The 16,889-nt window shown below is 66.9% G+C and carries 6 protein-coding genes; 1 reads left to right on the forward strand and 5 read right to left on the reverse strand.

Annotated elements, in window-relative coordinates; genetic code table 11:
• The first annotated feature begins 58 nt into the window (after positions 1-58).
• The gene (locus OG205_RS07760) at positions 59-9,391 is read left to right on the forward strand and encodes an amino acid adenylation domain-containing protein (protein WP_330275560.1); all 9,333 of its coding nucleotides are present in this window, start codon (positions 59-61) and stop codon (positions 9,389-9,391) included.
• A 49-nt stretch (positions 9,392-9,440) separates the two neighbouring features.
• On the opposite strand, the gene OG205_RS07765 is transcribed toward OG205_RS07760, so the two are convergent.
• From OG205_RS07765 to OG205_RS07785, 5 genes are all read right to left on the reverse strand, one after another.
• Entirely contained in the window at positions 9,441-10,661 is a 1,221-nt protein-coding gene (locus OG205_RS07765; RefSeq protein ID WP_330275561.1) for an FAD-dependent oxidoreductase, read from the reverse strand.
• Between the two features lie 4 nt (positions 10,662-10,665).
• Positions 10,666-12,291, reverse strand: a complete 1,626-nt coding sequence (locus OG205_RS07770; RefSeq protein WP_330275562.1) for a (2,3-dihydroxybenzoyl)adenylate synthase — start codon at positions 12,289-12,291, stop codon at positions 10,666-10,668.
• 251 nt (positions 12,292-12,542) lie between these two features.
• Positions 12,543-13,289 (reverse strand): 4-hydroxy-tetrahydrodipicolinate reductase, encoded by a 747-nt coding sequence (gene dapB / locus OG205_RS07775; RefSeq protein WP_330275563.1) that lies wholly within the window; start codon positions 13,287-13,289, stop codon positions 12,543-12,545.
• A 238-nt stretch (positions 13,290-13,527) separates the two neighbouring features.
• Positions 13,528-14,736: a Gfo/Idh/MocA family protein gene (locus tag OG205_RS07780; RefSeq protein WP_330275564.1), complete on the reverse strand. Its 1,209-nt coding sequence runs from the start codon at positions 14,734-14,736 to the stop codon at positions 13,528-13,530.
• A gap of 80 nt (positions 14,737-14,816) precedes the next feature.
• Positions 14,817-16,784, reverse strand: a complete 1,968-nt coding sequence (locus tag OG205_RS07785) for a DUF4832 domain-containing protein (protein WP_330275565.1) — start codon at positions 16,782-16,784, stop codon at positions 14,817-14,819.
• Between the last annotated feature and the right edge of the window lie 105 nt (positions 16,785-16,889).

Consider the following 16,889-nt stretch of genomic DNA (forward strand, 5'->3'; position numbering starts at 1 on the left):
CGACCTGGCCTCAAGAGAAGTGGGTGTGCTTCCGTTGACGGCTTTTGATCGTGTGGAGTTGACCGCGAGCCAGCGGGGCAACTGGGTGGCTCGGCGGCTTGCCCCGGAGTCCTCGGTGTTCTGTGCGGGGCAGCTGATCTGGCTGGACGGCCAGGTCGATCCGGCCGTGTTCGCGTCCTCGGTCAGTGCCGTTTTCACCGAGACCGATGCGTTGCGGGTGCGTTTCGGCGACGACGATGGTGTTCCTTTTCAGTACGTCGACTTCGCCACGACACTCACGACGGAGATCGTCGACACCGGCCGTGGCGACGACGAGATCCGGGTGCTGGCCCGCGAACAACTCACTGCGGCACCAGCCACCGAGGGCGGGGAACCGACGACCTGCTCGACCCTGATTCGTCGCGAGAACGGCACGTGGGCATGGATCCTGGTCACCAACATCCTGTTGGTCGACGGCTACAGCATCTCCCTGTTCATCCGTCGCGTCGCTGAGGTCTACTCCGCGCTCCAGGCCGGCGACCCGGTCCCGGACCGCTGGTTCGGCGCACTGAAGAACGTCGTGGACGCCAAGGACCCCGGTGGTTCTGGAATTGAGGAAGGTGTCGCGTACTGGGGTGGCATCCTCGGGATCGAGTACGCCGGCCGCGAGGACGTGGAGGACTTGTCCGAGGTCTTCGTGTCCTCGAGTCAGCCGGTTGTCGTTCCGGTTCCCGATGACACCTACTCGAAGGTTCAGCAGTTCGCCCGTGCTGCACGGGTTTCCTGGACTGATTCCCTGATCGCGGTGTGGGGTGTCTACACGGCGCTGGTCGATGGTCGTGACTGCGTGGCGGTCCGGGTTCCGCTGATGTTGCGCGATGATCGCGAATCGTTGAAGACGCCGGGCGCGATCTCGAGGGCAGTCCCGGTCGTCACCGAGATCAGCCCGTACGACACCTTCGAAGACGTCCTTGAGATCGTCGCGAACCAGCTGAGGACCTCGCGGCGTCACACCGCTGTCGAAGATCACCAGATCGCCCGTCTGTGGCCCGGCGGTCAGGCCTCGTACCTCGCGCTCCCGACGATCAACATCAGGCTCTTCGAATCGATGCCGCGTCTGGGCGACATCGACGCGGTCCCTGAAACGATCAGCACCGGTCCCGTGGGATCGCTCGACCTCGCGATCTATCGCAACCCCGGCACGGGAATCCGGCTGGAGCTGTCCGCGGGGTCCGCCACAGGTGATCCCTTCTTGCACGCCGAGCAGTTCGGCCGCTTCCTGAGCGCCGTTCTCGACGGGTCCCCGGCCCAGACGCTGCACGACCTGAGCACCGGATTCGACGGTCCGGACTCGACGTGGGCACGAGGCGAGGCGCTCGATGTCGCGTCGATGACGGTGGATGCGTTGGTGCGCCACCGGGTCGCGGCCGATCCGGATGCGGTCGCGGTCGTCGCCGACGGCGTCGAACTCACCTACGGTCAGTTCGACGCACGGGTCAACGCTCTCGCCCACCTCCTGATCGAGCAGGGCGTGCGCGTCGGGGACCGCGTCGCGATCACGATGACGCGCTCAGTGGACCGCGTCGTGGCACTTACCGCGGTACTGCGCGCGGGAGCGGCCTACGTGCCGATCGATCCGGGATATCCCGCGGAACGCATCAAGCACATCCTCGACACCGCGGCACCCAGCGTCGTGATCACCGACCAGTACATCGCCGAGGTACGGCGACAGCTGGCCACCGGCCAGAAAACCGCCCCTGTTCCGTCCCGGCCGCTGAACGAACTCGACGCAGCTGTCGTGATCTTCACATCAGGAACGACGGGCAACCCGAAAGGCGTGGTTCTCACACACCGCGCGCTCGCCAACCGTCTTGCGTGGGGTCAGCAAGTGCTGGACTACACATCGGACAGTGTGGCGCTCTCGAAGAGCGGCGTGGGTTTCGTCGACGCGGTGACGGAGTTGTTCGGTCCGATGATCGCCGGTGCGCGGATCGTGGTCGTGCCGGCGGAGACCGCGCAGGATCCGGCCGGTCTGCTCGGCACGATCGCCCGGCACCGCGTCACACATCTGCTGACCGTGCCCAGTCTGGCCGACGTCCTCGTCCGCCACGACGACGCACCCACGGCGCTGGCCTCGATCCGGTCGTGGATCTCCTCCGGTGAAGCGCTCACCTCGGGTACCGCGAACACCATGCGAACCGTTGCGCCACAAGCAGTACTGCACAACTTCTACGGTTCGACCGAGGTCACCGGCGATGGCACAGCGGCCGTCATCACCGACGACACCCCAATCGGTGCACCAGTCGCGAACACAACAGCCCACGTGCTTGACGCCTGGTTGCGTCCAGTTCCGGCCGGTGTGGCAGGAGAGCTCTACCTCGGGGGAGTGCAGCTCGCTGACGGATACGTCGGTCGCCCTGGCCTGACGGCTGACCGTTTTGTGGCTGATCCGTTCAGTGACGACGGCGCGCGGTTGTATCGCACTGGGGATGTGGTGCGGTGGAACTCTTTGGGGCAGTTGGACTATCTCGGCCGCAGCGACGACCAGGTGAAGATCCGCGGCTACCGGATCGAACCCGGCGAGATCCGCGCCGCCCTCGAACAGCACCCAGCAGTATCGGGTGCCGCCATCGCCGCCTTGGACCACCCCGCAGGCGGAAAGTACCTCGCCGCCTACATCACGGCCGCGGACGCGGTGCCGTTCGACGCACTCCGCGAGCACCTCGCACGATCGCTGCCGGACTACATGGTCCCCACGACGTTCACCCGCCTGGACCGATTCCCCGTCACCGCCAACGGGAAGCTGGATCGCCGCGCGCTGCCGCAACCAGACCTCGCCGAGGGGGCGGCCGACGGCCGGTCACCGCACACCGACACCGAGATCACCCTCGCCGGCATCTTCCGCGACGTCCTGCACCTCGACACCGATCTCGGCGTGGACAACGACTTCTTCCGCCTCGGCGGGCACTCGCTGCTGGCAGCACGTGTCGTCGCACGTGCCAACGCATTGCTCGGCACCGCACTCACACTCCGCGACGTCTTCGACCACCCCCGCATCAGCGACCTCGCCCGCATCGCCGACACCACGACCGCGACCGCCGAGACGTCCAGCACACGGATCGGCGACCTATCGCGCCCAGACGTCCTGCCAGTCTCCTATGGACAGCAGTCACTCTGGTTCACAGAGCAGATCGCGGGGCGTTCGATCTATCGGACCGAGATCGTGCTGCAGGCAGGGGAGCGGCTCGATCTGGATGCTTTGACAACTGCGGTACGCCGGGTCGTCGCTCGTCACGAGATCCTGCGCACGATCCTCGTGCCGGACGAGGAGTCCTCATCGCTCCGCCAGGTCATCTGTCCGGAGCCCGACGCTGACACCTCGGTCCTGGAGGTCGAGGACGTCGGTACCGAGCCGCTCAGCGACAAGATCGCTCAGGTTGCCGCACTGCCCCTCGACTTCACCTCCGAGTTCGGGCTGAAGTTCCACCTGCTGCGCCATTCCGTTGGCGATGTGCTCGTCGCCTACGGGCACCACATCGTCACCGACGCGGATTCTTTCGGGACCCTCGTCCACGAACTGAACAAGTTCTACCTCGAAGCGGCGACCGGCGACCCCGCCGAGGTCGCGCCCCTGCCGACCCAGTACGCCGACTTCGCGGTCTGGCAGCGGCATGTGCTGGGAAGTCGGAAAGATCCGGATTCTCGCTATCAACTGGATCTGCGGTACTGGCAGGACCTGCTGTCGGAGCTCCCGACCGAGACCGTCCTGCCTCTCGACCAGCCACGCGACGCGTCCGAAGAACGAACCATCCGGCCGGCGACCACGTCCCTCACGAGCGACGAGACAGCCACGGTCGACGAGCTGCTGTTCGAACTCAAGGCAACACCTCTGCAGGCGTTGATCGCGGCGTTCTCCTTGGCGCTGTGGGACGAGGGGGCAGGCGATGTGGTGCCCATCGGCACGCCGGCCAGTCTGCGCGACCAGCCCGAGTTGCAGGACCTGATCGGTTACTTCGTGAACACCGTCGTCGTGCGCGCCGATGTCGACGCCGATGCCGGCTTCGCGCAGACACTGCTGCGGTGCCGCGATCGCATGCTCGAGGCCGCTGACCACAAGCTCGTTCCGTTCGAGCACGTGGTCGAGGCGGTGAACCCGCCGCGGCAGGTCGGGATCAGCCCGCTCTTCCAGGTGATGGCCGCCTACGTGGATCGCGGTGGAAGTGCGGCGTCGCCGCTCACCAACTACGCCTCGACCACAGCGGATGGCCCGCTGGCATCCCAGCCTGCGCTGTTCGACCTCGTGTCGAGCATCGAAAGGCTGGGCAGCGGGGCGTTCGGAGTGAATCTGAACGCGGCCCGTGAGTTGTTCTCGGCGGAGACCACGTCACGGTTGTTGCGGAACACAGCGCGCTTCCTCGTGCTCGGCTCTCGGCACCCGGAGCTGACGGTCAGGCAACTGGCCCAGATCGTTCGTGCCGGTGACGGGGGCCGGACCAAAGCCGACGACAACGCCGGTGACGTCCGCGGCTTCCGGCTGCCGCTCGAGGATTTCGACATCGGCGTGGCTCCGTTCTGGCGGGCGGCGGTCGATCACGTCAGTCACGTCCTGTCGGGAGCAGGCTCCGCCGTGCGATTGGCGATCCGCGACGACGGCGCCGGTGAGCTGGTCGCCGAGACCGGCAATCCCGAGGTGCTGGACGCGGTCAGGGAGAAGCTCACCGAGCTGGTCACCGCCTATCAGGCGAAGATTCCGATGGTCGTCGTCACGTCCACTCCGGCCGCGACCGTCTACAAGGACGACGAACTGGCGGCCGTCCTCGACGACCCGTTCTGGGAGGACTGGGTAGATCAGCTCGCTGACGCGGCTGCCTCGGCTGGGCGAGCGGTTCCCGCCGTCGACGAGACATCCCTGCGGTCCGTGGTACTGACGGCCGTGGCCAAGGCTTTGGCCGGGATCGCTGAAGATGATCCGCTCGTGGAGCTCCACGAGTCCGACGGTCCACTGAGGACGCGTAGGTTCCCCGTACTGCTTGATGACGGTGGTGTCGTCGCGCTGAGCCCGGAGCGAGCGGACGAATACGCCGCGCTGGCCGAACACCCCCGGTTCAGCCGCTTCTTCGACGATGTTCCGATTCCACGGATCCGCGTGGGTGTGTTCCGCAGCCAAGCGGAGTTGATCACCGAGCAGGCCGCGGGTGTCGGCGTACCAGCGGATGGACTCGGCATCCATGTGCACGTCACGGGTCGTGAGGTCCGCGTCTGGGTGGAGTCGGCGGACACCGTTGACGTCGACACCAAGGCGCTGGCCGCCGCGATCACCGAAGAGATCGCCGGCGCCGGAGTCCCTGCCGCCGACCACGAGCGCCGGGACGCGTTCACCCTGCGCCGCGCGGACCGGGTCACGCTGACACCCGGCGAGGAAGAATCCATCCGCGCCCGCTACGGGCACGACGCCCAGATCCTTCCGCTTTCCCCGTTGCAGCGCGGATTGTTCTACCACCTGCTGCGGTCGCAGGAATCCGACGACCACAACACCTATGTCTCGCAGGTGACCCGGCAGCTCGCGGGAGATCTCGATCCCGGGCGGATGCTGGCGTCCATCGCCAGTGCGATGGAGCGGTACCCCAACCTCCAGGCGGCGTTCGTCCCGCCCGGCGACGTGCAGGTGATCCCGTCCGGCGTCGAAGTCCCCGTGCGGGTCATCCGGCTGGACGAGTGGGGTGGCCTCGGGGTCGACGTGGAGCAGTTCCTGGCGGCCGAGCGAGGTGAGCCGTTCGACTTCGAGGTCCCGCCGCTGATCCGGTTCACGTTGCTCGAACACGGCCACCAGGCGTGGACGTTGGTCATGAGTTTCGAGCACATCCTGCTGGACGGCTGGTCCATCAACGCGGTGTTCGGCGAGATCCTGAGCATCTACACCGACGACGGCTACGCCGACCGGGTGCGACCGGCGTCCTTCCGGTCCTATTTGGACTGGGTCGACGACCAGGATCCCGAAGCCGCCTACCGCGCCTGGGACCACTACCTCGCGGAGGTGGCCGGCCCGACGTTGCTGTGCCCGGACTTCGCCGACCTCGGTGACGCGCGGAGCGAGACCGGTGAACTGCACCTCGACCTCAGCCCGGCAGAGGCCTCGATGGTGTTCCGCACCGCGCGAGATGCCGGGGTCACGGTGGGCACCCTGCTGCAGACCGCGTGGGGGATCGCGCTCAGCCGGCTCGTCGGAAGCAACGACGTGGTCTTCGGCAACACCGTTTCCGGCCGGCCGCCGGCGTTGCCCGACGCTGACCGGATCATCGGGCTGCTGTTCAACACGGTCCCGATGCGGGTGAGTCTGCCCCCGTTCGAAACGAACCGGCAGTTGCTCGCCAGGGTCCAGTCCGAGCAGTTGAACGTCATCGACCACCCGCAGGCCGCTCTGACGCAGATCCAGGCCAATGCGGGCGTTCCTGTTCTGTTCGACACGCTGTTCGTGGTGCAGAACGTGCCCTTGGGCAAGAGCGCAGGGAAAGACACGGGCGGGTTGCAGGTCGTCGGCGCCAAGGTCGACGACGCGACCCACTACCCGGTGACGTTCGCGATCGACCCGGAAGAACGCGACGGGGCGGCGACCGTGCACGTGCGCCTGTCCTACCGCCGCGACGCTTTCGACGCCCCGGCCGCGGAACTGTTGCTCCAGCGCTACGTGCAGGTGCTCACTTCTCTCACTCGGCGGCTCGACGAGTCCGTCGGCACGATGTCCGCGCTGTTGCCGGACGAGACCGACCCGCACACCGGTGTCGCCGCTGATCTCGTCCGCGACATCGAGCCGGTCACGGTCGCCGAGCTGTTGCAGCGGCAGGTGCGGCTGTCCGGATTCGAAACCGCGCTGGTCGCCGGAGATCGCCTGTTCACCTTTGACGAGTTCTTCGCTGAGGTGAATCGCTACGCCCGCCTGCTCCTCGAAGAGGGAGTGCGCCCGGAGCACCGGGTCGCGCTGTTGCTGCCGCGCGACGAGCGCACGGTCATCGCGATGTTCGCGGTGTTCGCCATCGGAGCCGCCTACGTTCCGGTGGACGCTGAACTGCCGGACGAACGGATCGGCTACATGCTCGAGGTCGCTGAGGCGACCGTCACTCTGGTGACCGACCGCGACGTGGACCGGATCACCGGCGCCGCCGGCAAGGTGATCAACCTGGATTTCGCGACGACGCTGGATCGCCTCGCGCAGAGGGCCGCGGATCCGATCACGGACGCTGAGCGCGGCGGGCCGGTCTCGCTCGACAACCTCGCGTACATCATCTTCACCTCGGGAACCACGGGACGGCCCAAGGGAGTCGCCGTCGGCTACCGCGGACTGACGAACATGTACGTCAACCACGTCGAGAAGATCTTCGATCGGGTGGTGGACCACCAGCGCGGGCGCCGGATGAAGATCGCGCACACGACGTCCTTCTCCTTCGACGCCTCGTGGGAGCAGCTGTTCTGGCTGTTGAACGGACACGAGGTGCACGTCATCGACGAGGAGATGCGTCGCGACCACCAGCGGCTGCTGGCTCACTACGACGAGGTCCGCATGGACGGGTTCGACGTGACCCCGTCGTACGGGCAACTGCTGGTCGAGGAAGGGCTGCTCGAGCGAGACCGCCCGGCCGGCCGGTCCGTGTCCTCCGACGCGCCCGGGGTCGTCTTCGTCTCCCTCGGTGGGGAGGCCGTCCCCGACCGGCTGTGGCAACAGCTGCGCGACGCCCCCGGAGTCGAGTCGTACAACCTCTACGGGCCAACGGAATACACGATCAACGCCCTCGGCGCCGACCTGGCCGACAGCACCGACTCGAGCGTCGGGACGCCGATCTTCAACACCAGGGCCTACATCCTCGACGAGAACCTGCAACCCGCGCTTCCCGGTGTCGCCGGCGAGCTCTACCTGGCAGGCGAAGGAACCGCGCGCGGATACTGGGGCCAGTCCGCGATGACCGCCGAACGTTTCGTCGCCTGCCCGTGGGAACCCGCGGAACGCATGTACCGCACCGGAGATCTCGCCCGGTGGAACGAAGCCGGGATGATCGACTACCTCGGTCGCGCCGACGAGCAGATCAAGATTCGCGGTTATCGCATCGAACCGGACGAGATCCGGGACGTGGTGCAGAAGTTCCCCGACGTGACGCGTGCCGAAGTGGTCGCCTTCGAGCACGCCACGGGACTACAACTGGCCGCCTACTACAGCACGACCGCGGACCACGACATCAGTGAGTCGTTGCGCAACCATCTGTCCAGGTACCTGCCTGACTACATGGTCCCGGCAGCCCTCGTCCCGGTGGAGTCCTTCCCCCTCACCCCGACCGGGAAGCTGGATCGCCGGGCGTTGCCCGCGGCGGACGTGGCCGCGTCCGGGGTCAGCACGGGCCGGCCACTCGAGTCCGAGACGGAGCTGGCGGTGGCCGCGATCTTCCGCGCTGTGCTCGACCTCGACGAGGGTCTGGTCCTGGGCGCGGCGAACGACTTCTTCCGGTTGGGCGGGCATTCGCTCGCGGCCATGCGGCTCGCGTCGCAGATGAACCGCAAGTTCCCCGTGAACACAGCGATGCGGGACGTCATCACCGCCTCGACTATCGGTGAACTGAGTGCGTTGGTCGACCAGAAGATGCACCCGGACGCCGATCCCGAGGCCGACATCACCGCGATCGCGACCCGGTTCACCCAGTCCCTCAACGGCCGCACGCTGTTCTGCGCGCACCCGAAGTTCGGGGCCTCGTCCATGTACTCGGAACTGTCGGGATACCTCCCGGACGGGGTCGGGCTGGTCGGGATCGACGATCCGGCGATCATCGGCCTGGAGATCGAGTTCGACGACCTCGACGACCTCGCCTCGACCTATGCCGACGTCATCCAGGGGCTGCAGCCGGCCGGACCGTACGAACTGCTGGGGTGGTCGTACGGCGCGCACATCATGTTCGCCGTGGCGCGCCAGCTCCTCTCCCGAGGCGAACGCGTCCGCCCCCTGGTGATCGTGGACGCCATGCCTGCCGGTTCGGAGAACTCGACGGAGCTCCTCGAACGACCGGGAGGCGCCGAGTCGATGCGGGACGAGATGCGGAAAGCCTTCGGCGAGGAGGCGTTCACCGAGTTGCTCGCCGATGCGAAGCAGCTCAAGGCCGTCGAGACGGCCGGCCGTCGTTGTGATGTCCTGACGTCCGCGCCGACGCGGGGCGTTCTCGACATCGAGGCGCTCGTGATCGCGTCCTCCGCGACGCACACGCCTCGAGTGGCGGAGCTGGGCCGCGAGGACGCGCTGGGATGGAGTGGCCACCTGACCAACTTCGCATTCTTCGTCGCTGAGGACGAAGACCACCAGTCCATCCTCGAGCCCGATTCCGGTCTGCTGAAGTGGGGCCCACTGCTGAAGAACCTGTTGGACGGCCGAGCGAACTGAGAAGTCTGGGGCAGTACGGCGTGCCGTACTGCCCCAGACTCGTCGTGCCTCAGGTGATGGAGCCTGCGTCCTGCAGGCTGTCGAACAGGGCCGCGCGCCGCATGTAGGCGCGCGCGGTGTCGAACTTCTCGGCGGTGCGGCGCAGTTCGTCGAAGTTGCGCCGACGCACCTCGGGGTCGCGTTCTTCCAACAGCCGTTTGTTCGCGATCGTCTGGGCCTGCACGTAGTTCACCGCGGCATGGCGCCGCTGGCGGCTGTACAGGTCGAGCAGGTCGTCGCCGGCCTCACCGGCGATCACCTTCGCGAGCTTCTCCGTCAGGTTGATGGCGTCGTGGATGCCGCCGTTCATCCCCATGCCGCCGATCGGGTTGTTCACGTGCGCGCTGTCGCCGGCGAGCAGGAGACGCCCCTGACGGAAGGTCGCGGCCACGCGCTGGTTGACCGGGTAGACGTTGCGGTACTCGACGTCGTACGAGCCGGTCTTCGGGAGGAACTTCTGCAGCCGCTCCTCGACGCGCGCCGGCGACAACGCGGTGGCGTCGTCCTCGTCGTGGCCGATCGGCAGGATCACCCGCCAGAGCCCCTCGGGCGATTCTCCCCGCACCTTGAACACGTTGGCCCACTCGTTGGGGTCCGAGAAGTAGTTGCGGTACGCCAGATCCGGCTTGACGGTCTGGAGGTCGAAGCTGGTCGCGATCTTGATGAACCGCTCCGGATAGGTGAATCCCTCGAACTCGATGCCGGCGAGCTTGCGCACCGTCGATCGGCCACCGTCACAGCCGACGACGTAGGCCACCGCCATGCGTTCCGTGCCGGCGGGGGAGGTGTACTCCACCTCGACGCCGCTCGCGGTTTCGGTCAGACCGGTCAGCGTGTGGGAGAACCGCACGTCGAAGTCTGACTCGTTCGCGTATTCCTCGGCAATGGCAGCGGTCAGCTTGTACTGCTCGTACTGCAGCACGTACGGGAACCGGATCTCGTCCTTGAGCCGGCCCAGGTCGAACTCCGCCACGACCTCTCCGGTCGGCCGGTCGTGGAACCGATAGGTGCTGGAGAGCAGGCTGTGCGCCCGGATCTTCTCGGTGACGCCCAGTTCGTCGAGCATCTCCAGGGTGCTTGGATGGATGGTCGCCGCGCGCTGGTCCTGCACCGGCGCCGGCTCGGACTCGAGCACGGTCACCGGGATACCGAGCCGATTCAGCGCCAGGGCGCAGACCATTCCGACGGGGCCCGCTCCCACGACGAGGACACGTGTGGTCTTGGTCGACATGCGTCTAGCTCAGCTCGCGCTGCAGGCGCTTGCTGACCTTGCCGACCGCGGTGTAGGGGAACTCGTCGACGACCTCCACGACATCGGGGAGCTTGAACGTGGCGAGGCCCTTGTCGCGCAGGAACCCGCGCAGCTTGCCCAAGGTGAGCTCGGCCGCGCTCTCCGGCGTCCGGGGAATCAGGTACGCCTTGATGCGTTCGCCGAGAACGTCGTCGTCGATGCCGACGACGGAGACGTTGTGGACGCCGGAATGAGTGAGCAGCGCGTTCTCCAGCTCCTCTGGCGCGATCTTCTCGCCGCCCCGGTTGATCTGGTCCTTCGACCGGCCCACGACCCTGATGAACCCACGCTCGTCCCGCTCGACGATGTCGCCGGTGCGGTAGAAGCCATCGCTCGTGAACGCCAGCGCGTTCTGCTCGGGGTTGCGGTAGTACCCGCGAATCACCGACGGTCCTCGCGTCAGCAGGTGACCGGGTGCGCCGGGCGGCACGTCGTTGCCCTCGTCGTCGATGACGATGCACTCGTCGGCCGCCGAGGCCGGCCGGCCCTGGTATCGCACGCTGGTGGCCCGGTCGACGTCGGCGGGATTGCTGACAACGAGGCCCTCACCCATCCCGAAGCTCTGCGACAGCTGCACGCCGAACTCCGGTTCGACTCGCGACGCCACGGATTCGGTCAGCTTCGCGCCGCCGCACATGAGCGTCTTCAGGCTGGAGAGGTCATAGCGCTTGCGGAGCGAGGAGTTCAGCCAGGCCAGCAGGATCGGGGGTACCAGCGAAACGCGGGTCACCCCGTGCTTCTCGATCAGCGGGAACGCCGTGTCGGGGCTGCCGTTCGGTGCGATCACGATGGTGGCGCCCACGCTGAACGCACCGAGGAATCCGGGCGAACGCGTCGACATGCTGTGGCAGATCGGGATCACCAGCAGGTGCACGGTGCGCTCGGTGATGCCTCGTTCCCCAACGCTTCTCCGCAGCGCGTAGCCGTACGTCTGGTGCGTGTGCGGCATCAGCTTCGGAACGCCCGTCGTGCCGCCCGACATCTGCAACAGCGCCACGTCCTGCGGGCTGCACCGTCGCGCGTGCTCGAGCGATCCCTTGGACAGCAACGCTTCATACTCGGCGCCACCGCCATCACGTTCGAGTACGACGGTGTGCTCCAGCTGGGGCCATCGCTGCAACAGATCGGCAGCCATCGCAGCGAGATCGGTGCCGCTGTCCGAGGCGACCGTGATGTAGGCGCGCGCCTCGGCGATCTCGATGAAGTACTCGATCTCGGCACGACGGTGCGCGATGGGAGCGACGACGGGAACCACCCCGAGCTCCCACAAGGCGAAGACGACGGCGATGTACTCGTAGATGTTGGGCAGGTGCACCACCACCCGGTCACCACGGGTCAGCCCCAGTTCCCGCAGGCCGGCCGCGAGGCGCAGGACTTCGTCCGTGAGCTGCGCATAGGTCAACTCGGCCTTGCGGTCGATGACAGCGAGTTTGTCGGGAAAGCGCTCCGCGGTGGCGAACAGCAGCTCCGGCAGCGTCTGATCACGCCAGTGTCCCTCGGCGACGTACTTGGCTGCCGTCTCCGGCGGAAACGGAACGACCCCGTCAAGCGCCAGCGGTTCGATGCTCATTGGTTTCCCTTCAGGGGGTGGTGTTGTTCAGCACCAAGGAAAGAACCGCACGACGTGGTATCCGCCGACGCATGCGTGGTTGGACGGTGGTCAGTCATGGGCCGACTGGTGTTAGCGGTGGTTCACCAGCCGGAATCTGCCTGCCGAGGCATCGGACCGATCTTGCGGGCTCGAAGGTCGCCACCCGCTGTCCGGTGGCGACCAGAGTCGGGACCTGGCGCAAGGTCCGTGCGTTGCCTTGCTTCTCCGTGTCAGCCCAGGTCCATCGCGGCGTCGAGTCCGACCGCCACACCGGTGAGGGTGGAGACGGCTCGCAGCGAGGTGAGCACTCCAGGCATGAGGGACTCGCGCGTCACGGAGTCGTATCGCAGCCTCAGAATTTCGCCGCCGACGCCGAAGAGCACCTCTTGCGATGACATGAACCCGCGGACCCGGACCGAGTGCACGGAGACTCCCTCGATTCGCCCGCCGCGCGCGCCGTACGGGTCGAGGGAGGTGGCGTCGGGTGACGGGGCGCAATCCGCCTTGGCGCGAGCGCGAGCGATCAGCTCGGCCGTGTGCAGCGCCGTTCCCGACGGCGCGTCCACCTTGTCGGGATGATGCAGCTCGATGATCTCGACAGACTCGAAGTACGGGGCGGCCTTCTCAGCGAACCTGGCCATCAGCACCGCGCTGATCGAGAAGTTCGGAACGACGAACACGTTGACGTCATCATGGTCGACCAGCGCGGCGCGGATCTGCTCCACGGCCGACTCGTCGAAGCCGGACGTCCCCACCACCACATGAATCCCGTGCTTGATGCACCACTGGACCTGCTCGTGGGCAACGTCAGGCGGCGAGAACACGAGGACGACATCGGCATTGTTGTCGACGATGCCCTGGATGTCGTCGTTGATGTCGATCTCGGCAACCACGGTCAAGTCGGAGCTGGCCTCAATTGCGTGGACCGACGCCACGCCCATCCGCCCGCGGGCGCCCAACACAGCAACTCGAGTCATATGGGTAGCCTAACCTAGGTTGGCTGCCGTGCTCCAGTGCTCTGAGTCTCACGGGATGGGATCTGCGAGCGAGGTGGATGTGGACGTCGGACGCTACTGCTTCAGCTGCGCGAGCGTGGTCAAGTCAAGGGGCTGAGTGGGTGACTTGAGCCGCCGGGTCATGGCCGTTCTTGCTGAGCCTCCAAGGCCCTGCGCGCCTGTCCCAGAGTCCAAAGTGGACTCCATGGACGCATGCCTGCTACGACCGCGCCGACGTGTCCTGCCCGTTCTCGAAGTACGACACCAACTCGGGGGCGAGGTCCTGCACCTCGTGCGGGACACCTCCAGCGCGAAGGGACTCGGTGGCCCGCACGCCGGCAGCGACGGCCATGCGCGCGGCAACGGGTGAGGTGTCCGTGATGCCGCCTTCCCGCGCGAAACGCAGGAATTCGTCGACGAGAAGCGGATCGGCGCCACCGTGTCCGTCGTCTCCCTCGTCGCTCGGCACGTGGTACTGGGCGTCGGCCTGGTCGCTGTAGGAGGAGCTGCGGGAGTTCCACACCTTCACCACCGCGCCGGGCCCGTCGCCGAAGTTCTCGAGGCGGCCGGCGTCACCGATGACCGTGTAGTTGCGCCAGTAGTCCGGGGTGAAGTGGCACTGCTGGTAGGCGGCGAGCACTCCGTTGTCGAGGCGCAGGTTGACCAGCGACACGTCCTCGACGTCGATGACGGGGTTCAGTCCGCGCTGGGTGTGCGGTGGCCAGTTGGCGGTCTCGTGCCAGTCGGCGTGCTTGGGCTCACCGGGGAGACGCCGGTGCGGGTTGTCGCCGTAGACCATCAGGTCGCCGAAAGCCTGCACCTGCCGGGTGTAGCCGTTCGCGAGCCAGTGCAGGACGTCGAGGTCGTGGCTGGCCTTCTGGAGCAGCAGTCCGTTGGTGTAACGGCGTTCGGCGTGCCAGTCCTTGAAGTAGTAGTCGCCTCCGGAGCCGACGAAGTGCCGTACCCACACCGTTTTGACCTGGCCGATCTCGCCGCGCGTGATGATGTCGCGCATCAGGCGGACCACCGGCATGTGCCGCATGTTGTGCCCGACGTAGAGGCGGCTGCCTGTCTCATAAGCAGTGCGCAGCAGTTCGTCGCACCGCTCGATCGAGATGTCCAGGGGTTTCTCGACGAAGACCGGCTTGCCCGCTTTGAGGGCCTGGCACGCGAGATCGGCGTGGGTGTGGTCGGGGGTGAGGACCACCACCGCGTCGACGTCCGGGGACTCGATGACTGCTCGGTGGTCGGCCGTGATCAGCGCATCGGGGAAGGCCTTGCCCGCTTGCGCTCGCGCGATCGCGTCGTGCTCGGCGAGTGCGACGACTCGGCTGCCTGCGCCAGGGCGGTGGGCGGTGTGGGCGATCGAGCCGCGAAGCCCGTAGCCGAGGACGCCGAGACGGAGATCGCGGTGGGTGTTGGTGGTCATGGGAAAGCCTTCCGCACGGCGCTGATGGTGGAGTGTGAAAGGCGGCCCCGAGGCCCAGACGGGCCCCAGGGCCGCCCTGTTCAGCTCACGGTGATCTTGTCGATGTCCGGTGCCCAGCCGGAGGGATTCGAGATGGTGACGGTGTTCCCCTTCCCGGCGCCCAGGTTCAGGGTCACGGTGGTGGTTCTCGGGGTGACCCAGTCAGGGGTGGGCTGGAAGCTGACGGTCTGGGGCGCCAGTGCGTTGGCCTGGATCCTGGCGCTGCGGGCCACCTGGGTGGCGTAGTGCAGCGTCACGGTGCGCGTCCCACCGGTACCGCCGTCGACGTTGTTGAACCTGAGGGTGCCGCCGTTGCCGAGGTAGCCGACCTTGCTGCCGCCGGAACATCCGCCGCACGCACTGGTGACGGCGCTCCCCGCAAGGGTGTTGCCCGGGGTTTCGGCCTCGTAGCTCCCCGCGGACTGGCCGGCGCCGACGGTCATCCCGCCGAGGTCGAGCCATCCGTCGGCGTTCTGGCCCGCGTTCGCGAAGCGCAGCTTCTTGGCGTTGGCGTTGATCGCCTCGAGCGGGTTCTTGGCCTTGAGGACGAGCCGGTAGCCGCCGGTGTTCAGGCCGGACAGGTCAACGGGGGCGTCGAAGTACCGGGCGTGACCGAAGTCCCGGTACGTGGGGTCCGCGCCGACGCCCCAGTCCGGGAAGGCGCGGATGCGGGTGGGCTGGACCTGCCTCAGGTCCCAGGAGGTGTCCCACGTCCTGACCACGGTGCCGGCCGAGTCCTTCAGGCCGAGGCTGACGGTCCAGGGGTAGTAGAACGGGGCCACGCCGGTGTTGTCGATCTGCACGCCCACCTTGGTGGCGCCCTGCGCGGTGTCGTGGAAGTAGGCGTTGCGGACGGTGAAGTTGTAACCCATCAACCGGACGGCCGCGGCCACGTTGGGGTCGGTGGGGGAGTACTCCAGGCTGCGTTCGTTGATCTTCCACGTGGTGTGCTCGAGTTCGATGCACGCCTTCATGTTGTCGACGGGGCCGGAGCCACCCGGCCAGTTGGCGAACGCGACGGACTGGATCTCGGGGCGGACCTCACCGCCCATCGAGGCCGTGATCCACCGGTTCTCCACACCGCGTTCCAGAGCCTTCTGCAACTGGGCCCAGGGCGCGCCGCCCATGGAGATCGGGAGTGTCACGCCCTGTCCGCCTTCGCGGTAGCAGAAGGAGTCGTCGTGGTAGCCGATGCGCGGCAGGGTGTTGGCGGCACCGCCCGCGTTGTCCGCGTAGCGCAGTTCGAGCCTGGTGCGGGTGAACGCGCGGTTGTAGGTGTTGAGGATGTCGGCGGCGTTCGCGTCGGTGGGCATGTAGTTGGGATAGGTGTCGCCCGAGGTGTCGGTGTCGTAGGGCCAGGTGTGCCACTCACCCCACAGGCCGATCAGTCCTAAGTGGATGTAGCCGAGCCGGGGGTCGCCGTCGTAGCGCGCGCCGAACGCGGTGATGAAGTTCTTGAGCCCGGTCATCAGGAACGGGTTGTCGTAGTCCGGGCTCGTGACGTCCCAGTAGGCGTTGTGCCGCATGGCGACCTGCCCGTTGAAGCACGCGGGGATCGCGTTGCCGGGATGGGTGCCCGTGCCGCCGCCGGGATACTCCATGTACAGGCGGATCGCCGCGTGGTTGCCGGCCGCCGCGATGGTGTTGAGGGCGTTGTCCACGATGCTCCAGTTGTAGCTGGAGCAGTTGTTCGGATCCGTCATGACCTCGGACAGGCCGAAGTAGGCCCACGTCAACGAGAGCGGGTAGCCGGCGTTCGGGTCGGTGCCCGGCTGGAGGAAGCGGGCGAACCCCTTGAGCGGGTTGTCCAGCGGCGCGTCGGCGGTGGCGAGGGCGTGGGCGGGCAGGCTCGGATCCGGGGCCGGGCCGGGAGCCGGACGGTCAGGAACGCCCTGTGCGGACACGTCCGCGGCAAGAGTGAGTTCGGGCATCGCGGCGGGGAGCAGGGTGACAGCCGCGGCGCACAGTGCGGCCACCAACCTCCGGCGTCTGGGCGTGGCTGTGGGCATGGTGCGACCTCCAGGGGATGAGGAGAGCTGCAGGGTCCCAAATAGTTCCGCTTGAGGATTGACAAAGTTTCACTATTCCTCATCAATATGTAGCAACAGCGCCCC

Origin of the sequence: Lentzea sp. NBC_00516 (assembly GCF_036346835.1) — a bacterium.
Classification (GTDB): Bacteria; Actinomycetota; Actinomycetes; order Mycobacteriales; family Pseudonocardiaceae; genus Lentzea; species Lentzea sokolovensis.